A 19,452-nucleotide genomic window follows, 5' to 3' on the forward strand; every position below is an offset into this window, starting at 1 on the left:
TATATTATTTCTTTATTAAGTTAGCAATAGAAGCAACCATCATTCCCAAAGTACTAAATGTAGTAGCATAACCTAAAATATTACCCATATTAGTCTTTTTCTTGGCTTTACTAGGCACAATTATCTCACATCCCGGTTCGATCTGCTTCTTACCACTACCTTTCACCTTAGTTACCTGACCATTCATATAAACGATGAATTTCTTACTCTTCTTTGCATTTTCAGAATAGCCACCGGCCTGATTCAAGTAATAATCCATATCTTCACCCTTTATATAAGAAACTGTATTCGGAACCATTACAGCACCATTAATTGTAACCGTATTATTATTTTTCGGAATGGAAATCACATCACCCTCACGCAAGACAATATCTGCTGTACTTCCAGGGTTAGCCAATGCTTTCTCCAAATCAATACCGACTGTAAAATGGTCCTCTACACGAACACCCAAAGAGTCCATCATAGCTTCACCCAACTGTCGACTCATCAAGCGGATCACATCACCCATGCGTTTCTTTTCACTTGCATTGGCCACACGAGTCAATTTGGCACCACGTAAATAAGCATAATTCGTTGCACCTCCCGCTTTATTGATTAAGTCCGAAAGACGTTCTTCACGACTGGTCATAGCATAAGAGCCTCCGAACAGAATTTCACCTTCAACAACTACATTCTGTTGAGCCTGATAACCCGGACTACGACGTACATAAACTTCATCGTAAGGTTGAAGGACAAAGCCGGGAGTTCCATCTACAATAAAACCTTCTTTTAGGGAGAATGTATATATCTGGCCGATAGTATCATTATCCACTGTACTACGAGGATTCTTAATTCTACGGGATACATCTACACGAACTACAGAAGCGGCTTCACGTAATCCACCTGCCTGAATAATCAAGTCTTCAAGGGTCATGTTATCCGCATAAGGATAAGAATCCGGTTTGGCTACTTCACCGTGGATTACGACGTTGCCTCTGTCTTCCAGGTCATGAATACTCGGAATATAAAGGATGTCGTTTTTCATCAGGATGATGTTTTGGGAAGTACCGTCCATGATGGCTTTAATGTCTACTGGAACAACTTCGGTAGTCAGATCTTCACGCTGGCGGTAGAGAACGGCACGGTTTAAGAAGGCATCACCGGTCAGACCTTGAGCTTCGTTTACCAGTTCACGGACAGTATTCAGTTTTCCATTCAACTGGTAGATGCCGGGACGATAAACGGCTCCGCGAATTTCAAGTTTGTTGATGAAGCGGTTAAGGATGGCTTCAGCGGTCACAACATCACCGTTTCGCATTTTATAGACACTATAGTCAAGGTCTTTGACTGTGTTTACTTCATATTCCTGTCCGTTCTGACGTACGACACGCAAGGAACGGGTGTAGGCGTCGGCTTCAAAGCCACCGGCATAGCTGATAAGAGTGGATAGACTCTCATCCTTTTTCATTTCGAAACGCATTGGGCGTTTCACTTTTCCGTCGATCTTAACCAATACGTCATAGGCAGGAACTATTACTACATCGCCTTCCTGAAGACGGATATCATCCTGAATGTTTCCTTTCATGATAAATTGGTAGACGTCGATCGTGGCGATATTTTTGCCGTTACGTACCAGCTGCACATTGCGAAGGCTTCCTATGTCACTGACTCCACCTGCACGGTAAAGTGCATGAAAGACTGTGGCAAAAGAAGAGAGGGAGTAAGTACCTGGTTGGACAACCTCACCCATTACATTGATCTGGATAGTACGTATGCTGCCCAAAGTCAGACGGATGTCCGAAGTGGGATCATTCGCATTATTAAGACCATTATATATCTTGTTTAATGTCTTTTTGAGATAGTCATTGGCTTCAGCAATGGTCAATCCGTTCAGGTTGACAGGACCTATTTTTTGAATATTGATCGTGCCGTCAGGAGAAATCTGTTGGCGGATAGTGTTCTGGCTGGCTCCCCAGATATCGATAATCACTTCATCACCGGGACCCAGACGATAGTTCAAGGGAGTGGCGATGTTGACGCTGGGTTCAAAAGTCAGGTTACGGGTGTTGAAAATATTTCGTCCGAAAACCTGATTGCCACGTGCGAGGTCTTGAGTGCTCGGGTGGTCTTCCAGCATATCGGAAGTGTTTTCTTTCATTTCCTCACGAAGGCGTGATTCATTGACATCGGTACCCGTTGCATTGGAAGCATTAACATTGTTTTGTTGTTCATACAGTTGCTTCACACGAGTTGCCTGTTCTTTGGTCACACCTCTACGTGCCAGTTCAGAAGCTAGTTGTTTTTGTTCTTTACCTTGGCGGATGCCATCCTTTACATATTCAAGAACTTGGGAGTCGCTCATGCTTTGAGCCATTAAAGGAGAAAAAACTCCCAACAACAGAATGAATAGAAATACGTTAAATTTTCTTCGTGTTGTCATTGGTGATCTTTGTGGGTTCTACATAACCGATTGGCATATCTACACAAGCACAGCCAAGCATATTTAAACGAACGGCAATCTTACTCTTCCCGCCTACAGTCACAAGTTCGCCAACAAGTCCACTCAAAGGACCTTTTATGACACGAACTTTCTCACCACGCGCTAGTGGAGTATCATTCATACAGACTGCTTCTTCGGAATAATCGAGCATGAAACGGAAACGTGCCATCTGCTCGTCAGGAATAACGGCAGGAGTGCTCTCTCCACGCATCACCATATAACGGCTGACCGTAGAAAATGAAAGGACTTCCATACGTTCTTTTGGATTGACATGTACAAAAACCATCATTGGGAGTAAGACCGTATCAACCATCTTACGACGGTCACTCCATTGATGAATTTGCTGCTGAACGGGAACAAAAGAATCAATTCCCATCTTAGATAAACGCTCGGCAACTTTCTTCTCGTGGTGCATTCGAACGAGTGCTACATACCAGCGTTTTGAGTGTGCTACGCCTTCCCCTGTCCCACTACTAGGCCCGGCATTTACTGATTTCGGTTTCGTTAAAATCATATTTTTTTACCCCATGTTCATCCGTTACTTCTTAGGTAACGGACAACACACATATAGAATACACATCGCTGTGAAAAAAGGAAAAAAATCGATTATGAGGGAATATAAAAGCGGGCACCTAACATTCAATATAAAACATTCTTGAATTTAGGTAATAAAAAGCCTTTGAGCATGAAGATGTTATCCTTCATGTTCAGATAGATTCATGTTGCATATTTTAGAGAAAAAGGAAAAAAAGAAGTTTATTGTTTGTTTGCTATTAATATTTTTACCTATCTTTGTAGCGAATATAATTCCGTTACCTAAGAAGTAACACCAGCATTAAGTCCCTAATCCATAATGCTTTAATAATATAAATCAGAGCATTTTAAAATTACAAACGTAAGAATAATTCAATTTATTTACTTTTGTTCTTTCTTCCAATTCAAAACCCTTTAAATATATCTGTGTTGTTTTAATAGATTTGTGTCCTAGTGATTCGCTAATCATTTCGATAGGTACACCTCTGTACTTAGCAGTCGTAGCCCAAGAATGACGAAGCGTATACGACGTGACGGGCGAATGTAGCCTTAATTTTCTGGACAGGCTTTTCAACTCATTATTAAAACGTCTCAAAGCTGACTGATACTCACGATAGGCTCCTTCTTCATTCCGCTTGTACGCTCCGCTTAATATCCAGAAAAGATAATCTGGATAGCCGGAACTCCGGGCGTCAGATTTATTATACAATCCCCCAATTGCATTCTGCGCTGACTCCAGCACTTCTATACTCATAGGAGTACCGGTCTTGGTACGATTGTACTTCAAAAGCCCCCGCTCCAGATTAGACTTTTCCAAATGGGCTAAATCAGAAAAAGGCATTCCACAAAACTGAAATAACAGATTGGCAATGGCCTGCGTCCGACGAAGCTTTTCCGATTGAGGATCTTTGTTTAATAGCATGTGAAGTTCGCCGATCGGGATAGCTTTCTTCTGACGTGTGTCCACCCCGGTAAAAACATCCCGGAACAAACCATGTACATAAGGAGCCTGATGCATATCGACACCACGATTGTAGATACTACGCAACATACGCATATACGTAGAAATCGTATTGGGCTTCAAACGGGAAGCCATCAGATAGTTGCTATACCTCTTTAGAGTTTCACGGTTTATCTTACTAAACGTGATGGATTGAGTTCCACAAAACTGCGAAAAAGAACGAATAGCGTGTTTATACACATGGGCCGTAGAATAACGACCCTCTTGTCGCAAACAATCGATGTAATTGTTTGCACAAATAGTAAATCGATTTTTTTCCATAAATTATAACTTATCTCATACGTGTTATTAAAAACGTGCGGAATATAGTAAGATTATAGATAAAATGAACCACAATTTTAAATTTACTTACTGTTTTAGATAGAATTTCGAATTATTTCTAAAAAAAATAAGTGAAGCCATGCAGTATTTTCAATAACCGTGCATTTAACTTATAAAAGAGGAAAAAAAGAGAAATCAAACCATATATCATTAAAACCTACAACCTGAGCTTAACAAGTGAAGTGGGGAAAAATAAAAAGAGAGAGAGTTTTTTATACAACGTCCCCAAAAACGAGGAATCCCTGCCAATTTTCGAGTTGGCAGGGATTCATTTTTTTTATCTTCAAGAAGATGATCTTTTTACTTGCAGTATTTGGTTATCAATTCATCTGCATTCGGATCACCCAATTCTTTCGCTTTCTTAAAGTTGCCGCAAGCTTCATCTGTCTTCTTCAGCTGTATCTGGCAAAGTCCCAATAAACGGTAAGCCTCACCATATTTGGGATCAGTCTTCAATATATTATTCAAAATCTGAATAGCTTCTTCATACCGTCCTACACGGAGGTTTATAACTGCATGCTCTGCCTGATAGGTGAGGTCTGTCGGATTCATCTCGATGGCCTTGGCAATATCGTCTAAAGCGCGTTGAAACTGACGGGCTTTCAAAGCTGCCTGTTCGCGATAATAATAGAACACGTCGTTCACTTCTCCCTTGACTGCCGTATGGTAAGCATCATAATCGAGCATTGCATTTCTTGCCTGGTCGGCATTCATATTCATCTGTGCACGTTCCAACAAGTATGGAGCAAAGTCGGCTGTAATTGGTTGCGGGCAACGGGCAATACAGCTATCCATTAAGGCCACCACTTCTTTCGGATCCCCTTTCAGCAGTTCCTTCGTTTTGGCAGCACTAAAGAAAGTGGCCGGAGAAGCAATATTGCTGGCATTTACCTTTTCATAAGCAGCCAAAGCACCGGCATAGTCTTGTTGGGCAAACAGTATATCGCCTTCCATTTGAGTGTAAATTGGCAGCGGATCAATAGCAATTGCCTGACGGACATTCTTCAAAGCGGTGTCATACGTCCAGTCTTTGTAAGTTTTCTCCGGCTTCGATAATTGATAAGCATACATTAGCTTACCTATATTATAATATACATCATCTTTCTTCTGGGCTACTTTCAGAGCCTGATTAAAGTCGGCAACGGCTTTATCATACCAAGTCTGGTCGTCTTTACCTTTAGATGCATAATAATTGGCACGACGGAGATAACCATCTGCATTGGCAGGGAACTGGCGGATGAAGTCATCCAACAGCTTTTCATAGTCCTCGCCCGAAAGGCTCGAAGAGGCCATGAACAGATATACTAATGCCTGATCTTCCGTTTCGGGTAAACCTTTCCGGATACCAATGCTTTTCAAGGCAGCGTCTCCCAAAGAAAGAGCACTGATTTTCTGCGACATGGCAAAAGCTGCTCCCGCCGCATAGCAAGTAGTCACCGTATCGATACCGGATGATTTCTGCGCAATACCAAATACCTGACCTTCCGCATTCATCACCGGACAGCTCACCATCTTATCTTTCATATGCATGCTCAATGTATAATAATGGTATTCTCCGGCTACTTTGGAAACATCTTTCACCTTACCATTAACACAAGCAATGCTTTTCTGCGTAGAATAAGGAAGCATCCATGCTTCGGCTCCTGCCACCGGGGCTGTTTTGGCAACAATCAGCGCAGGCACTTTCTTCTCGGTGATAGCCACACGGAACTTAATGACATCATACATATCATTCGCTCCAAGTATCAGGCTGACCGGCATCTGCTTGCCTTCGGAAGTAATCACTACCGCACGTTCAGCTCCTTTAAAAAGAGTATAATCTGATAAAGCCAATCCGTCTTCGGACACAAAGAATCCGTTTCCCGTATTCAGCATTTTATCATTCTTGTCATAAGTCACTATTGAGAAGACTGCACGTTTTGCCTTCTCTACCCATTTTGGGGTTTGTGCCATGCTTCCTTGTACCAGAAAGAAAAGCAGTAAAGGTAGAATTAAAATCTTCTTCATATCAGTCATTGTTTCTTTGTTTCACAGCTTCGTAAATCAAGATACCGGCAGCTACAGAGACATTCAAGGATTCGATAGTGCCCAGCATCGGAATTTTTACCCATTCATCACAGAGGGCAAGGTTCTCATAAGAAACTCCTGTATCCTCCGCTCCCATTATGATGCAGAGGGGACCTGTATAATCGGCCTTGGTATAGTCATAATCTCCTTTTTCGGTAGCAGCCACAATGCGGAAACCACTGTCTTTCAGATATTGCAGAGTCGAACGGAGGTTCTGTTCACGGCATACCGGAAGAGTATGTAGTGCTCCTGCCGATGTTTTCACGGCATCAGCATTGACCGACGCACTACCCCGGACAGGAATAATCACAGCATCGACAGCTGCACATTCGCAGGTACGTGCAATCGCCCCGAAATTGCGTACATCAGTCACTCCGTCGAGCATAACAAAAAACGGATTTTTTCCTTGCTCAAACAAGAAAGGAACAAGATCCTCCGCTTTCTGATAAGTCACAGAAGAAATGAAGGCGATCACTCCCTGATGATTTTTCCGGGTAATACGGTTGATACGCTCTACCGGAACACGCTGAACAGGTATCAGCGTACCTTTCAAAGCTGCAAAAAGCTCCTTGGAAAGATCACTTTGAATATCTTTCTTCACGAGGATCTTATCTATCTCTTTTCCAGCCTGAAGGGCTTCTATCACGGCACGAACGCCGAAAATCATTTCACTTTTATCTAACATCTGGTTGATTTTCTATTTTACTATTTACTATTCACTATTTATCAGTTGCGGGCAAGCAGGGATTTGGCATTGCTAAGGGCAGCTTCGGTGAGAGTGGCGCCACTAAGCATGTGAGCTATTTCCTCTACTCGTTCTTCGTCAGTGAGACGGCGGATATGGCTGTTGGTTTCCGTATCGCTATCTTTCTTGTATACCTTATAATGAGCACGCCCACGGGCAGCAATCTGCGGCAGGTGGGTGATACTGATTACCTGACGGTTGCGGTCGCCCATCTCCTGCATCATGTCCGCCATACGATCGGCTATTTCACCGGAGACTCCGGTATCTATTTCATCAAATACGATAGTCGGCAGCTTGACGGCCCCGGCAATCATTGCCTTGATAGAAAGCATGACACGGGCAATTTCGCCTCCTGAAGCTACGGAAGAGATATTCTGCAAGGTGCCGTTCTTATTGGCGGAAAACAGGAAGTTGACTGTATCTTCTCCTTGCAATCCCGGCTCTTTCTTCAGTCCCATTTCTATCTGGAAACGAACATTCGGCATTCCTAATGGAATCAACCGGGCAGCCAGCTGTTTTTCTACTTCACGAGCAGCTTTCGTACGGGCTTTGGTCAACACTTCTGCCTGTTGTTTCACTTGTTTATATTGTTCCTCTTTGCGAGCAGTCAGTTCGGCGATACGCTCATCATAGGAAGTGATGTCCGACAATTTGCTGCGGTATTCATCCGTTAGCGTTATCAATTCGTCAAGGGTTTGTGCCCGATGTTTCTGCTGTAAGGAATAAATCAGATTCAACCGTTCATTCACTTCGTCCAGACGGACCGGATTGAATTCAACGGAGTCACTTTGTAAAGAGACTTCGTGCGAAATATCTTTCAGTTCGATATAAGCGCTCTCCATACGTTCGGTAAGTTCCTTGGCCGGCTGATATACTCTTTGTAGATTATTCAGTGTATTCAGACTGTCTTTCAGATAAGAAAGCAATCCACCTTCATCCGAAGCAAACGACTGTTCCACCCGGTAAAGTCCGGCTTTTATCTCTTCTGCATGACTTAATGTTTCAGCTTCCTGCTCCAGTTCTTCCTGTTCGCCCTCCACCAAACGGGCTTCTTCGAGCTGTTCGAGTTGGAAGCGAATATAATCTTCATCGGAGCGGCTTTTCTCTGCCAGCGACACTAATTCAGCGAGTTCGCGATCTGTCTGTTTCCATTCGTCATAACACAGATGGTATTTCTCCAATGCAGCATCATTATGTGCCAGAATATCAAGTACATTCAACTGAAATCCTTCTTTATTAAGCAGCAGATTCTGATGTTGCGAATGAACATCTATCAGTTGTTCGCCCAGCTCTTTCACTTGTGCCAGCGAAGCAGGAGTATCGTTGATGAATGCCCTGCTCTTACCGGAAGACTGCACTTCACGACGCAAAATGCACTCTTCATCATATTCCAGCTCATTTTCTTCAAAAAACGGGCGCATACCATAAGCAGATATATCAAAACGTGCCTCTATGATACACTTGGAAGCTCCGTGGCGAATCGCTTTCACATCGGCACGCTGTCCTAGCAGGAGTCCGATAGCTCCCAGAATAATTGATTTTCCGGCTCCCGTTTCACCTGTTATAACGGAAAAGCCTGTTTCAAAACTGATATCCAGTTTTTCTATCAATGCGTAATTCTGAATGTATAGTGAACGTAACACCTTCTATTTTAATTAAAAATTAAAGATTAAAAATTAAAAACCGGGAGACAGGGTGGCTACCAGACGGTCGATGATGTCTTGGGCTACTTCCGTCTTCGGCTTCAGAGGATAGTCTGTACGACCTTTCCTGTCGATGATACTTATTTTATTGGTATCATGGCGGAAACCGGCTCCAGCATCATTCAACGAGTTGAGCACGATAAAGTCGAAGTTTTTGCGTTCGAGCTTTCCTTCGGCATTCTGCTGCTCATTATTGGTTTCGAGGGCAAAGCCAACCAATAACTGATTTTTCCCTTTCATTGCTCCTAAATTGGCAGCGATGTCTTGTGTTGCCTGAAGATGGAGGGTTAGTTCCTCTTCTTTCTCCCGCTTTATCTTCTTGTCGGCCACTGTTTCCGGACGATAATCGGCTACTGCCGCGCAAAGAATACCTGCATCAGCATCTGGAAAATAAATTTGTGCAGCCGCATACATTTCTTCTGCTGATTCCACATCTACACGCCGGATACGGGAATGTTTCGTTTTGAGCTGCACAGGACCTGTTATCAATGTCACCTGTGCTCCACGACGGGCACATTCTTCTGCTAATGCGAATCCCATCTTTCCGGAAGAATAATTGCCTATGAAACGCACCGGGTCAATCTTTTCGTAAGTCGGTCCGGCTGTAATCATCACTTTCTTCCCGGATAGTTCGTCACTCGAAGCGAAGAATTCATCCAATACCCGGATGATGTTTTCCGGCTCTTCCATACGTCCCTTTCCTACCAAGTGGCTGGCTAATTCTCCTGTTCCCGGCTCGATAATGTGATTACCGTAGGAACGCAGTATATCCAGATTTTTCTGGGTGGCGGGATGGGCGAACATATCGAGGTCCATTGCCGGAGCAACAAACACGGGAGCTTTTGCCGAAAGATAAGTTGTTATGAGCATATTGTCGGCTATTCCATTGGCCATTTTGCCGATAGTAGAGGCAGTGGCAGGTGCAATCAATACAGCATCCGCCCACAATCCGAGATCGACGTGGCTATTCCACGTTCCGTCACGCTGGGCAAAAAACTCACTGATGACCGGTTTGCTGGTCAAAGCCGAAAGAGTGATGGGAGTAATAAATTCTTTTCCCGCCGGAGTAATTACGACTTGCACTTCCGCTCCCTGTTTTATCAGTCCGCGAATGATATAGCACGCCTTGTACGCGGCAATACTGCCGGTAATTCCAAGAATTATTTTTTTTCCTTTTAGCATTATTTTGTAATCAAATTACTCATTTCACGCAAACGGATTTTTGTCAATGCCGCCTTAGTGTTCAGCGTGAAATCACTATTCAAAATCCAACTGTAATATCCGGGATCTTTCTTCAAAACCTCGGCTACAGACATTCCTTTATATTTTCCGAAGTTGAATACTTCCACCCCATTATCATCGTACACCATGCGTCCGGCAAAGTCTACATTCTTGCTGAAACTTGAATAATCTGCCAGGAACGCAATATCATTCTGAAGATCGGAGTAACGGTCGAGTTGTGCTTTCAACACTTCGTAAGTGGCCCGTGTATCTGCTTCGGCAGTGTGTGCATCTTCCAGATTTTTGTCGCAATAGAATTTGTACGCAGCAGACAGGGTGCGTTGTTCCATTTTGTGGAAGATCACCTGCACGTCTACAAATTTGCGTTTCGTCATATCAATGTCCACTCCGGCGCGAAGGAACTCTTCGGCAAGGACAGGAATATCAAAACGATTGGAATTAAATCCTGCCAAATCGCAACCTTCAATGTCCCTGGCTATGTTTTTCGCCACTTCTTTGAAAGTAGGGCAATCGACTACATCGGCATCATAAATACCATGTATAGCAGAAGATGCTTCCGGGATATGCATTTCAGGGTTGATACGTAATGTTTTTGCTTCTTCATTTCCATTCGGATATACTTTCAGATAGCAGATTTCAACAATTCGGTCTGTGTTGATATTGGTTCCAGTTGTTTCTAAATCAAAAAAAACAATGGGATTTTTCAGGTTTAATTTCATTTCTAATTATTTTTTCCACCACAGAGTAACACAGAGTTCCACAGAGTGTTTTATGTATTTATTGCTCTGTAGAACTCTGTGTTATTTTGCGGTGATTACTATTAATCATTTAGCATCATCGGCATCAGCAGCATCAGCAGGTCTTCGTTTTCTTCCTGCTCTACCGGGATGATTACTCCGGCACGTGAAGGATCTGCCAGTTCGATGATTACTTCGTCTGCTGAAATATTGTTCAGGATGTCGATGAGGAATGTCGATTTGAAACCGATGCTCATTGCTGCACCTGCATACTGGCAAACTTGTGTTTCTTCAGCAGAAGTAGAGAAGTCAATATCTTGTGCGGAAATCACAATCTGGTTTTCCTGCATACGGAGTTTAATCAAACTGCTTGCCTGCGATGAGAAAATAGACACACGACGCAAAGCTCCTACCAACTGTTGACGGTCTACGGTCACTTTGTGCGGGTTGTTCTGCGGAATTACCGAGTTGTAGTTCGGGTAACGTCCTTCAATCAGGCGGCAAACCATCCGGTAGCTTTCGAGCATGAATACAGCATTACGTTCATCGAATTCGATCGTCACTGTGCCTTGTTCTTTCGGCAAAAGATTCTTAAGCAAGGTAGCCGGTTTCTTCGGAAGGATAAAGGCTGCACGCTCGTTACCTTTGGCTGCCAATGTCTTGCAACGTACCAGTTTATGACCGTCTGAAGCAACCATTGTGATGTCTTCTGTGGTAATATCGAAATAAATACCGTTCATCACCGGACGAAGTTCGTCATCGGCAGTAGCAAACACCGAACGGTTGATACCTCCCAGAAGTACACTTGCCTCCATTTCTACACGGACTGCATTATCACCCAGTGTAGCCGATTGCGGGAATTCATCCGCATTCTGCCCCATCAGGCTGTATTTTCCGTTCTGGTACTGCACTGTTATTTCATAATTATCCGGATTGATTTCAAATGTAAGTGGTTGTTCCGGGATTTCTTTCAGTGCATCAAGCAATGTTTTCGCTACTACGGCAAAACGCCCGTTCGTATCGCTTTCATTCACTTCTACGGTAGTCACCATCGTTGTTTCACTGTCGGATACAGTCACAGACAATGTTCCGTCTTCCAATTCGAAGAGGAAACAATCGAGAATTGGCAGCGCATTTTTTGAATTAATCACACGGCTGATGGCCTGTAAATGGCTGGAAAGAGCAGTACTTGAAACGATAAATTTCATATATTTTCGTGTATTTAAGTTTTAAATGTTCTATCGCACAAAGTTACGAAAAAAGATTTGGGCTGCCCAATAAAACAAAAGAAAAAAACAGGCATTGTGTGAGGGATATTACTAAAAAATTGTAACTTCGCCCCAGAATTTAAAATTATCGCAATGGAATTTACAGGAAAAATCATCGCTATCCTCCAGCCCAAAGGAGGAGTTTCAAAAGCTACCGGCAACGAGTGGAAAGCGCAAGAGTTTGTTATCGAAAGTCACGACCAATATCCACGCAAAATGTGCTTCGAAGTATTTGGGGCAGATAAAATAGATCAGTTCAACATTCAAATGGGCGAAGAACTGACTGTTTCATTCGACATCGATTCTAACCAATGGCAAGACCGCTGGTTCAACAGAATCCGTGCATGGAAAGTAGAACGTGTCAGCGCAGGTGCCCCAATGGCTACAGGCGGTTCCGTTCCTCCCGCAGCTCCGTCGGCAATGCCGGAATTTACTCCGGGCGACGCAAAAGACGATCTGCCATTCTAAACCGAAAGTCATTCGTCGGACGAATAAGCATAAAAAAACTCCCGATAGAATTTAATTCTGTCGGGAGTTTTTTTTATAGAATGATTGTATATAAACCACGGTTTTTATTCTGATTTATATTTCAAAACAATATTGGGATATACTACTCCATCGGTACAGGCAAACTGGACAAAGAGTGTAAAATTACGGAAAAAGTCTGCATTGCGTAGGAAGAAATCCGGTACGAAACGGACGTGATTTTCCGATTGCCGGAACACGTGATCGAAATCCGCCATTAGCATAAAATGATATGAATCGGACAGGTGATCCATGCCCGTCTGATAAGCCATTGCCCCATTAAGCACTTCCCCTTTATCCAGTTGGCGAATATAATGCGACAGGCTATCCTCATCCGGAGCGAGTAACAAACGTCCGCCATAAAATGCTGCATACACATCCAAAGTCGGTTCAACAAAACTGGTCAGTTGTTTAAACAATGTTGTTTGAGGCAACCGATAGACCAAGTATGCCTTATTTACAGTATAACAAAAAGTAATACGGGGAGTTTTTCTTCCTTCATCTGCCGGAGCAGTATTGACAAGGGCACGAAGCATCCTTTCAGCTTCCGTCACATCTGCCACAGACAGGCTCAAGACTGCCGCTGCATCCTGCAACGTATCTTCACGCTGGAAGAGACAGACAACCAGGTCTTGCCCGGCATTTTCCATCAGATAGCGAGAAAATTCCTTATCTCTATTCTGCACTTCACTCGTGCGGACTGCCCCGTTCTGCTCCTGCGCATTTCCATAAGAAAGCAAAGACGCCCAGTCCGTAATTCCCTGTCTGCTAAAATAGAAAGCAGTGGAGGGCAGTGCTTCACCCGGGAAGCCTTTGACTGATTGCTGCTGGCGAAGTTGGTTTATAAAGGCAAAGCAAGTGTCTGCATCATGAGTGATGCCAGAGAAATAGATAAAATCATCTTTCATCTTCATGTCAAATTCCGTCCATCCCATCATCCCTTTCATACGGGTATAGATTGTGGCGGCCGCTGCACTTTTTTTCGGAGCACGCACTCCTGTAAAGGTAGGGTCATCCGCCAATGATTTGTCACTCTTATATGCATCAATAACGTTTTCAATCAGTTTTTTCTGAAAACTTAATGTCATAAAATCAGACGTCAGATAGCAGGCTAGAAAATCACCATCTGCCATCGGGTAAATGATTATTTCCTCTCCTTTGTAAACAAACGTTTTCGGTGGATAAAGCGAAGATATATATTTACGCACAAACCTGTTCACCAATTCCTTATCCCCATTTCCCAATCTACAATAAAGTACCTGGTTCCGTTCGCTATCCGGTTCGTGGAAACTAATCAGCATCTGATTCATTTGCCGACTCAAGCCATGGGGAGTATCTTCCGAGAGGGCATAAAGGCTTTGTTTCAGATAAGAAAAAAGTTTGGATACATAAAGATATTGCTGATTTTTACTACAAGTCAGATCATCGACCTCTGCTACAAATTCGAGCACATCATCGGTAACAAATACGGCTGAAGTGGTGGATGGAACCAATTCATAAAGATTAAAATCTTTCTGCCCTTCGGCTGCCGACAGTCTAAAAAAAGAGTACAATGCGAAACCTGAGCACAAAAGTACAACAGAAGACGTGATCGCTATTTTCACTATCGTACGAAGTTTCATAATATTCGCTGTTTATCGGCTAGGTGCAAAAATAATAATTTCTACAAAGAAAACAAAACTTTTGCTAAAAATTTCACCGATAATCAAAGATAGATATCCAATCCGTCGAATGCCAGGTGAATATTTTCCGGAAGGCTCTTTTCAACCTTCGCATGCAAGCCCATATCATGACTCATGTGTATAAAGTACGTCTTCTTTGCCTGAATGCACCGCGCCACTGCCAATGCTTCTTCCAAATTCTGATGAGTAGGATGCGTGGCAATCCGAAGTGCATTCACTACCAAAACATCTATTCCCGCCAATTGTTCATAAGATTCTTCGGGCATGGTCAGCATATCAGTGATATAACCTAATTGCCCGATACGATACCCCAGAATAGGCAATCGGCCATGCATCACACGTAAAGGAAGCACCTCCGTGTGGTTAACAGAAAAGGCCTGCCCCACCGCGATTTCCTGCAAAGGAATGTCAGGAACTCCCGGATAACGATGGTCAACAAAGCAATAGGGCATACGCAAGCGCAAGCCTTGCGCCACATAATTTTCCGCATAAATAGGCACTGAACCAAATCGGCAAAACGGACGCAAATCATCCAACCCACCCACATGGTCATAATGTTCATGCGTAATGAGCACACCATCTATCTTCTCAAAAGGAAGATGCAATACCTGTGTCCGGAAATCCGGACCGCAATCTATCAAAATCCGCGCATCATCTGTCTCGACAATAGCAGATGCGCGCAATCGGTTATCTTTCGGATCGGTAGAAGTACAAACCGGACATGTACAGCCGATTTGGGGGACTCCCGTCGATGTTCCACTTCCAATGATTCTTACTTTCACTTGTTTAATTGAGAATTGAAAATTGAGAATTAAAAAATAATAGTTGAGAATGAGAAATTTGGAATTGAGAACGAAAAAAAGAAAGGTTATAGAGTATTTCTACACCTGAACACTTTTCATTATTCATATAGCTATTCTTCATTCTCAATTTTTACTTCTCAATTTATTAAGTTAACTTCCGGATGAATATCAATGCCGAACTTCTCACGGACAGAGGCTCGAACTGCATCTGAAAGCGCAAGGATATCGCTACCTTTTGCTCCACCAAGATTCACTAACACCAATGCTTGTTTATCATGCACGGCAGCCGGGCCTAAAGCCTTACCTTTCCAGCCGCATTGGTCGATCATCCATCCTGCCGGAATTTTTACCCGACCATCCGCCAGTTCATAGTAAGGTATCCGGGGATATTCCTGCTGCAGGGCTTCCAGTTTTTCTTTCGGCACAATGGGATTCATAAAGAAGCTGCCGGCATTTCCCATTACCTTCGGGTCGGGCAACTTGCTCTCACGAATATCAATTATCACTTTCCGTACAACAGAAAGCGTCAATGCCGGATATTTTTCAAGCTCCTGACGAATGGTTCCATAATCTAACGTATAATGTTCTTTTTTACTAAGTCGAAAACGGACATAGGTGACAAAAGCCGACTTATTTTCCGGACGTTTAAAGATACTGTTGCGGTAGGTATATCCACACTCTTCCACCGAATAAACGCGTTCTTCAGCTTGAATGTTCACCGTTTCCACAGCTGTTATCAGATCTTTCACTTCAACACCATAAGCTCCGATGTTCTGTACCGCGCTCGCTCCGACCTCACCGGGAATGAGTGACAGGTTCTCCGTTCCATACCATCCATGTTCTACGCAATATGCAACGAAGTCATCCCATACTACCCCCGCTCCCACTCGTACCGATACAGAGTGTTCATCTTCCTCCGTCACTTCGATTCCTTCAATGCGGGAATGGAGTATCAATCCGTCGTAATCTTTGGTAAACAGCAGGTTACTGCCGCCACCAATATGCAAAAAAGGTGTCACAATGGCACCTTGCACAATCAGCTTCTTCAGTTCTTCAACCGAAGAATATTCTAAAAAACGAGCGGCACTGACATCGATGCCGAATGTATTGTAGGGCAAAAGAGAATACATATATTTTTAGTTATAAGTTATACTGTTATAGTGCGTCGTAACCTGTATCAGATACTTGTATCTTCAAACTTATACAATTCCCATTCTCCGGCTTTCCGGCGGAAATAAAGGATATTGGAAAAACCATTCCCGATACCTTTCAACGCCAGGATTTTCGTGGGCGAATCATCGTCATTCCGCTGTCCGTAATTAATATTAGAAAGGCGGTCGACAGGAAGTACCGGTTTGAAGGCAAACCACTGATTAAGGTCGAGGGTTGTCTCCAGAATAGAGAAATCATCGTCCGGATCGGTGGTTACAAATGCCAACGGCTCCCGCACACGCTGACTCTGAAAAAGACTATCCGTTGCAAAATGTCCGAAAAACTCAACAAAGTTTTCATTATCACTTTGCTCAATGGGCCGCAGGTTGATTGCCTCCAGTATCCATGCACCTTTGATACGTTCAAAATAGTATCTTTTCACCATTCGTGTTTTCACGAACATCCACTCTACCTGCACAGAAGTGAGGGAGGTATCTCCTACTAAATCCATGTCTTCTTCTCTATCAAACAGCAGTGTATAATAATGCTGTTTGGTAAACAAGTCATCATGCTTCCAGTTGCGTTCCTCGATGTTTGACTTCTTATCTCCATTGTAGTAGGGCAATGGAAATTTCACACGCTGACGCTGTAACACATCATCGGAAGCAAAATTGTAAATAAAATCATCGAAAGATTCATCCGCCCGTATAGGCTGCGGATCTTCCGGCGATTTATCATGGTGGCTAGAATCGGCTATCTGCCGGACTGAATCCACCTCTTTAGTAATAGATGCGAAGGGGTCAATATTTGTTTTCTTGTTTCCACAAGAGCTCAATATACCGAGCAGTATGACCCCTGCAATTAGTTTTTTCATTATTTCAGTTTCTCTCTTAACTTTTCAAGCATATCCACCGTCATGCTTTCCAAATTGTAGGCCGGCTTCCATCCCCACTCTTCACGAGCACAGGTATCATCCAGACTATCGGGCCAGCTATCGGCTATGCGCTGTTTCAAAGGATCTATATCATAGATCATCTCAAACTGCGGCACATGCTTCTTGATAGCTTGATATATCGTTTCCGGGTCGAAACTCATGGAAGCGATATTGAAAGCATTGCGGTGTATCAATCTTGCCGGATCGGCTTCCATCAGTGTGATTGCTGCATTCAGCGCATCCGGCATGTACATCATATCCATTAAAGTGCCTTGCTTAATGGGGCACACAAACTTTTCTCCTTTCACTGCCGAATAGTAAATATCGACAGCATAATCGGTCGTACCTCCTCCCGGAGGGGTCACATTCGAAATAATGCCCGGAAAACGGACAGCACGGGTATCGACACCGTATTTATTAAAATAGTAATCACTCAACAACTCTGTCGTTACTTTAGTGACTCCATACATGGTACGCGGACGTTGAATGGTGTCCTGCGGTGTTTTCGTGTGAGGCGTACTAGCTCCAAACGAACCGATAGAACTCGGAGTAAACACTGCGCACCCTTGTTCACGTGCCACTTCCAGCACATTCCATAATCCATCGATGCCTATTTTCCAAGCCAGCTTGGGTTTCGACTCGGCAACTACGGACAACAGAGCAGCCAAATTATAAATCGTATCGATGTGATACTCTTTTACTACAGATGCAATCGCCTCGCCGTCCGTTACATCAGCTATTGCCGACGGTCCCGACTCCTTTAATTCCCCTTTAGGTTCTGCACCCGGAATATAACCAGCTACTACATTTGCATTTCCGTAACGTTTCCGTAGCTCCATCGTTAGCTCCGACCCTATCTGTCCGGTAGCTCCAATAATCAAAATGTGTTCCATTTTTTCTTCTGACTTAGAATATCAAGCTTAAATAGTGCGCAAAGTAAGCACTTTTTTTTCAGATTTTAATCAAAAAGACATTGTTATTCCAAGAAAAATTGTGTCCTTTGCAATATAACTTAATCACCCAAACACTATGTACGGTAAAATGCAAGAATATCTCCGCCAAACATTGGCTGAAATCAAGGAAGCCGGACTTTATAAAGAAGAACGACTGATTGAAAGTGCGCAGCAAGCTGCCATCACTGTAAAAGGTAAGGAAGTATTAAACTTCTGCGCAAACAACTATCTAGGATTGTCCAATCATCCCCGATTAATCAAGGCTTCGCAGGAAATGATGAATAACCGTGGATACGGAATGTCGTCCGTCCGTTTCATTTGTGGAACACAAGATATACACAAAGAACTGGAAGCTGCCATCTCGGACTATTTCCAGACTGAAGACACAATTCTGTATGCTGCCTGCTTCGACGCTAACGGCGGTGTATTCGAACCACTTTTCTCTGAAGAGGATGCCATTATCTCGGACTCGCTAAACCACGCTTCTATCATTGACGGGGTACGTCTTTGCAAAGCGAAACGTTACCGTTATGCCAATGCTGACATGAAAGACTTGGAAAGATGTCTGCAAGAAGCGCAGGCACAACGTTTCCGTATTGTTGTTACGGACGGTGTGTTCTCAATGGATGGCAACGTAGCTCCGATGGATCAGATTTGTGATCTTGCCGAGAAATACGATGCGTTGGTAATGGTGGATGAATCCCACTCTGCCGGTGTGGTAGGTGCCACTGGTCATGGCGTAAGCGAGTTGTATAAGACTCACGGACGTGTAGATATTTATACCGGAACGTTAGGTAAGGCTTTCGGCGGTGCACTGGGAGGATTTACCACCGGGCGTAAAGAAATCATTGATTTACTCCGTCAACGTAGTCGCCCGTATTTGTTCTCCAACTCATTGGCTCCGGGTATCATCGGTGCAAGTCTTGAAGTTTTCAAGATGCTGAAAGAGAGCAATGCATTACATGATAAACTCGTCGAGAATGTAAACTACTTCCGCGATAAGATGACGGCTGCCGGATTTGATATTAAACCGACACAAAGTGCTATCTGTGCTGTTATGCTGTATGATGCGAAGTTATCCCAGATTTACGCTGCACGTATGCAGGAGGAGGGCATCTATGTGACAGGTTTCTACTATCCGGTAGTGCCGAAAGATCAGGCCCGCATCCGTGTACAGATTTCTGCAGGACACGAAAAAGCACATCTTGACAAGTGTATCGCTGCCTTTATCAAGGTAGGTAAAGAGCTCAACGTATTGAAAGCGGAATAACTCCGAAACAAGGTTT

16 protein-coding genes are annotated in these 19,452 nt (G+C 43.5%); 2 read left to right on the plus strand and 14 right to left on the minus strand.

What is annotated here, in order from left to right:
* Nucleotides 1-4 precede the first annotated feature (4 nt).
* The 9 genes from NQ505_RS22420 to dnaN all read right to left on the minus strand — a co-directional run bounded on the left by NQ505_RS22420 (nucleotide 5) and on the right by dnaN (nucleotide 12,057).
* A complete protein-coding gene (locus NQ505_RS22420) occupies nucleotides 5-2,419 on the minus strand; it encodes an SLBB domain-containing protein (RefSeq protein WP_032853703.1) in 2,415 nt (804 codons plus the stop codon).
* Nucleotides 2,397-2,993, minus strand: a complete 597-nt coding sequence (locus NQ505_RS22425; protein ID WP_004325374.1) for a UpxY family transcription antiterminator — start codon at nucleotides 2,991-2,993, stop codon at nucleotides 2,397-2,399. The genes NQ505_RS22420 and NQ505_RS22425 overlap by 23 nt, the downstream gene beginning before the upstream one ends.
* 357 nt (nucleotides 2,994-3,350) lie before the next feature.
* Nucleotides 3,351-4,295, minus strand: coding sequence for a tyrosine-type recombinase/integrase (locus tag NQ505_RS22430; RefSeq protein WP_009000043.1), 945 nt, complete (start codon nucleotides 4,293-4,295; stop codon nucleotides 3,351-3,353).
* 360 nt (nucleotides 4,296-4,655) lie between these two features.
* A complete protein-coding gene (locus NQ505_RS22435) occupies nucleotides 4,656-6,362 on the minus strand; it encodes a serine protease (protein ID WP_009000042.1) in 1,707 nt (568 codons plus the stop codon).
* 1 nt (nucleotide 6,363) lies between these two features.
* The gene (gene rlmB, locus NQ505_RS22440; RefSeq protein ID WP_004297025.1) at nucleotides 6,364-7,107 is read right to left on the minus strand and encodes a 23S rRNA (guanosine(2251)-2'-O)-methyltransferase RlmB; all 744 of its coding nucleotides are present in this window, start codon (nucleotides 7,105-7,107) and stop codon (nucleotides 6,364-6,366) included.
* 41 nt (nucleotides 7,108-7,148) lie between these two features.
* Nucleotides 7,149-8,810 (minus strand): DNA repair protein RecN, encoded by a 1,662-nt coding sequence (recN, locus tag NQ505_RS22445; protein ID WP_009000041.1) that lies wholly within the window; start codon nucleotides 8,808-8,810, stop codon nucleotides 7,149-7,151.
* Nucleotides 8,811-8,843: 33 nt separating this feature from the next.
* The gene (coaBC, locus tag NQ505_RS22450) at nucleotides 8,844-10,052 is read right to left on the minus strand and encodes a bifunctional phosphopantothenoylcysteine decarboxylase/phosphopantothenate--cysteine ligase CoaBC (protein ID WP_009000040.1); all 1,209 of its coding nucleotides are present in this window, start codon (nucleotides 10,050-10,052) and stop codon (nucleotides 8,844-8,846) included.
* Nucleotides 10,052-10,831, minus strand: coding sequence for a 3'-5' exonuclease (locus tag NQ505_RS22455; protein ID WP_004297028.1), 780 nt, complete (start codon nucleotides 10,829-10,831; stop codon nucleotides 10,052-10,054). Before NQ505_RS22455 ends, coaBC begins: the two co-directional genes overlap by 1 nt.
* Nucleotides 10,832-10,932: 101 nt before the next feature.
* The gene (gene dnaN / locus NQ505_RS22460) at nucleotides 10,933-12,057 is read right to left on the minus strand and encodes a DNA polymerase III subunit beta (protein WP_009000039.1); all 1,125 of its coding nucleotides are present in this window, start codon (nucleotides 12,055-12,057) and stop codon (nucleotides 10,933-10,935) included.
* Nucleotides 12,058-12,210: 153 nt separating this feature from the next.
* Between dnaN and NQ505_RS22465 the strand changes: the two genes are divergently transcribed.
* Nucleotides 12,211-12,585 (plus strand): DUF3127 domain-containing protein, encoded by a 375-nt coding sequence (locus NQ505_RS22465; protein ID WP_009000038.1) that lies wholly within the window; start codon nucleotides 12,211-12,213, stop codon nucleotides 12,583-12,585.
* A 104-nt stretch (nucleotides 12,586-12,689) separates the two neighbouring features.
* On the opposite strand, the gene NQ505_RS22470 is transcribed toward NQ505_RS22465, so the two are convergent.
* The 5 genes from NQ505_RS22470 to NQ505_RS22490 all read right to left on the minus strand — a co-directional run bounded on the left by NQ505_RS22470 (nucleotide 12,690) and on the right by NQ505_RS22490 (nucleotide 18,106).
* The gene (locus NQ505_RS22470) at nucleotides 12,690-14,264 is read right to left on the minus strand and encodes a DUF3352 domain-containing protein (RefSeq protein ID WP_009000037.1); all 1,575 of its coding nucleotides are present in this window, start codon (nucleotides 14,262-14,264) and stop codon (nucleotides 12,690-12,692) included.
* An 83-nt stretch (nucleotides 14,265-14,347) separates the two neighbouring features.
* The gene (locus tag NQ505_RS22475) at nucleotides 14,348-15,106 is read right to left on the minus strand and encodes an MBL fold metallo-hydrolase (RefSeq protein ID WP_009000036.1); all 759 of its coding nucleotides are present in this window, start codon (nucleotides 15,104-15,106) and stop codon (nucleotides 14,348-14,350) included.
* Nucleotides 15,107-15,264: 158 nt separating this feature from the next.
* Entirely contained in the window at nucleotides 15,265-16,257 is a 993-nt protein-coding gene (gene murB / locus NQ505_RS22480) for a UDP-N-acetylmuramate dehydrogenase (protein WP_009000034.1), read from the minus strand.
* 47 nt (nucleotides 16,258-16,304) lie between these two features.
* Nucleotides 16,305-17,153 (minus strand): DUF4348 domain-containing protein, encoded by an 849-nt coding sequence (locus NQ505_RS22485; protein ID WP_009000033.1) that lies wholly within the window; start codon nucleotides 17,151-17,153, stop codon nucleotides 16,305-16,307.
* Nucleotides 17,153-18,106, minus strand: a complete 954-nt coding sequence (locus NQ505_RS22490) for an NAD-dependent epimerase/dehydratase family protein (protein ID WP_004311497.1) — start codon at nucleotides 18,104-18,106, stop codon at nucleotides 17,153-17,155. The genes NQ505_RS22485 and NQ505_RS22490 overlap by 1 nt, the downstream gene beginning before the upstream one ends.
* A 136-nt stretch (nucleotides 18,107-18,242) precedes the next feature.
* Here NQ505_RS22490 and kbl point away from each other — a divergent pair, with 136 nt between their 5' ends.
* Nucleotides 18,243-19,436 carry a glycine C-acetyltransferase gene (gene kbl / locus NQ505_RS22495; RefSeq protein WP_004304022.1) on the plus strand — a complete coding sequence of 398 codons (1,194 nt, stop codon included), beginning with the start codon at nucleotides 18,243-18,245 and terminating at the stop codon, nucleotides 19,434-19,436.
* The last annotated feature ends 16 nt before the right edge of the window (nucleotides 19,437-19,452 follow it).

It is taken from the genome of Bacteroides sp. D2 (assembly GCF_025147085.1).
Taxonomy (GTDB): Bacteria; Bacteroidota; Bacteroidia; order Bacteroidales; family Bacteroidaceae; genus Bacteroides.